The sequence below is a fragment of the Caballeronia sp. BR00000012568055 genome (genome assembly GCF_029439455.1).
In the GTDB taxonomy this organism is placed as follows: Bacteria; Pseudomonadota; Gammaproteobacteria; order Burkholderiales; family Burkholderiaceae; genus Caballeronia.
Genome location: NZ_JAQFVG010000078.1, coordinates 1 through 2451, shown reverse-complemented (window position 1 = coordinate 2451; position 2451 = coordinate 1). Strand labels below are relative to the sequence as shown.

Sequence of the window (2451 nt, the reverse complement as noted above, 5' to 3'; positions counted from 1 at the left end):
GTCGGATCGATAGTCAGCAGCGTCTTCATGCCACCCACGCGAATGGCACGCGCGAAGAGCTGCGACTTCACCGCATTGATCATCGGACGACGCGGCGCACGCACACCAACGAGGTGATGGTGGAAATTCGAGCGCATCGTAATGCCAACCCAAGGCGTCGCACCAAACGGCGAGCGCAGGAACGGCAAAGCAAGCAGAAAGTAATCGACGTAAGGAACGACAACGAGCGCAACAGAACGGTCACGACACGCTGCGTCGAAATACTCCTTGAACTGCCGATGAAACCGCACATAACTCGGCTTACCGCCCGAGTGCGCCTCGACGAACTGAATGTCGAGATTCTTTCCATCCGACTCCTGAATTTTCTTCACGAGCGAATGCTGCGCGTTGCACGGTTCCGTCACGATCACGCAACGATAACCCGCTTCCATATACGCATTCGCGGCCCACTCGGCATAGCGCCAGCGGTGCCCGCTGAAATTCGGTTCGATGATGAGGACGGTATCGTTCGCCATGTTGTAGAGAGGTTTCGATTGCGCACGTATCGCACGCGAACGGAGTATCCGCGGTCATTGTGCCGACGAATGAACAGTAGCATCGGCATTACGTATTCGACGGCCATATTTGAGCGTTTTTCCGCGCAACGGCGCGTGCGAGAACGCACGTAAAGCATGCCGTCAACCCGCATCGATACTCATTTAGGGCCGATTTAGACTACGCGTTGGCGTCCGACACGGGCGTTCGCACGTTACTTTTGCCACTGTCGGCTCGCGCTATGCGAGCACGTGCATTCGTCGTGTGAATGTCGGGCATATAAGCGGCTGCGCACGGTGAGGCGCGCGCTTAATCCATAAATTGAATCCGGTCGCAGCGTGACGAATTCCAATGAACAACAGCAGCGCGGGGAAATTTGAGTGAGATCTGTCCGGTTACCTTTCATTCCGGCGCGCGCTCGCTTCGAGCAGGACGCGGCCTTCTGGGTGCTCCTGCAACAAGTCGTCGTGCGCGGCTTCGTTGCGGTCAAATTTCTCGCCATCGGGCGGATTCTCGGTCCTGAAGCGATCGGCGCGGTGAGTATCGCGCTGCTCGCGGTGGCGATCGCCGAATCTTTGTCCGATACGGGTCTCGCGCAAGCCGTCGTGCAGCACAAGGACGCGCCCACACACAGTGAACTCGGCGCCGTCTGGTCCACGCTCGCCATGCGCGGCGTGCTGATCGGCATTCTGATCGCCGCGCTTGCGCCGTTCATGACGAGCCAGTTCCATATGACCGGCTCCATCGGCCTGATTCTGCTCGCCGCCGTGCTGCCGATTCTGCGCGGCATTGCGTCTCCGGCTTACTTCATCGTGACGCGGCAACGCGGCTTTCAGAAGCTTGCGGGCGTGGAGACATCGGCGTCGTTCACGGATTGCGCGGTCGGGCTGATCTGCGCGCTGTCCGGTGCGGGCGCATATTCGGTGCTGATCGGTCTCGTTGCCGGTGAAATGCTCAAGACCACGTTGACGTGGGCCACCATGTCGCCGCGTCCGCCGATCCGGTTCTCGTTTCACGGCATCTCGCATTACGTGAACTTCAGCCGCTGGATCTGGGCAGGCAGCGTCGTCAATCTTTTGCTCAATCAGTTCGATAAAGTCGTGGTCGCCAAGCTGCTCGGGCCGCTGCAACTCGGCGCCTATCAGATGTCGTCGAAGCTCGCGCAGATGTTGCTCGCGGATGCGGCCATCGCCATGTCGCAGTATCTGTTTCCGACCTTCGCCGATCATCACCGGCGCGATACGCAGGCCGCACAGAAGATGTTCCGCCGCTGGATGATGATTGCGGTGGTCGGCCTCACGGTCGTGGTGATCGCGCTGCGGTTGCTGGCCGAGCCGCTCTTCAATATCGTGCTTGGGCCCGCGTGGTTGTCGGCGGTGCCGCTGTTCAAGATCTTCGTCATCAACATGGCGATCGGCGCGATCATCGCGGTGCTGGTGTCGTGGCTGCGAGCGGTCGGTCTGCCTAAGGTGGCGACGCATGCATCGATCATTCAGGCGATCGTGCTGTGTATCACGGTGCCGTTCGCGACGCATTACTGGGGCGTGACGGGCATCGCCTGGGCGATGACGGCGGGGCTCGCCTCGGCGGCTGGCTGGATGCTGTTCCGTATCGTGAGGGAGGCCTAATGCGTATCGTCCACCTCGTGCTTGCGCCGCGTCTGTCGGGCGCGGAAGTGCTGGCGAAGGACCTGGCGATCCATCAGCAAAAGAGTGGCGAAACCGTTGCGGTGGCCTCGCTGACGCCGGCTCACGACGACTTCACCGCGCTTCAGGCGGAACTCCTGGCGAACGGTGTCGAGTGTTTGTTTCCCGAGCGTCCGTACGGCCGTGTCGGCAAGCTGCTCAAGCTCTATTCCACGATCCGCCGATACAACGCCGACGTGCTGTTCGCGCACGCCACTATTCCGGCATTCTA

General features: G+C 60.4%; 1 protein-coding gene and 2 pseudogenes. 2 read left to right on the top strand and 1 reads right to left on the bottom strand.

The genetic code is table 11. The features are described 5' to 3' along the window. A pseudogene (locus P7F28_RS05775) lies at positions 1-515 on the bottom strand (group 1 glycosyl transferase); the annotation flags it as partial. Positions 516-914: 399 nt separating this feature from the next. Here P7F28_RS05775 and P7F28_RS05770 point away from each other — a divergent pair. Beyond that, complete coding sequence (locus tag P7F28_RS05770) at positions 915-2162, top strand: oligosaccharide flippase family protein (RefSeq protein ID WP_277183531.1); 1248 nt, start codon at positions 915-917, stop codon at positions 2160-2162. Next, positions 2162-2451 (top strand): annotated as a pseudogene (locus P7F28_RS05765) (glycosyltransferase family 1 protein); the annotation flags it as partial. The gene P7F28_RS05770 and the pseudogene P7F28_RS05765, both read left to right, overlap by 1 nt.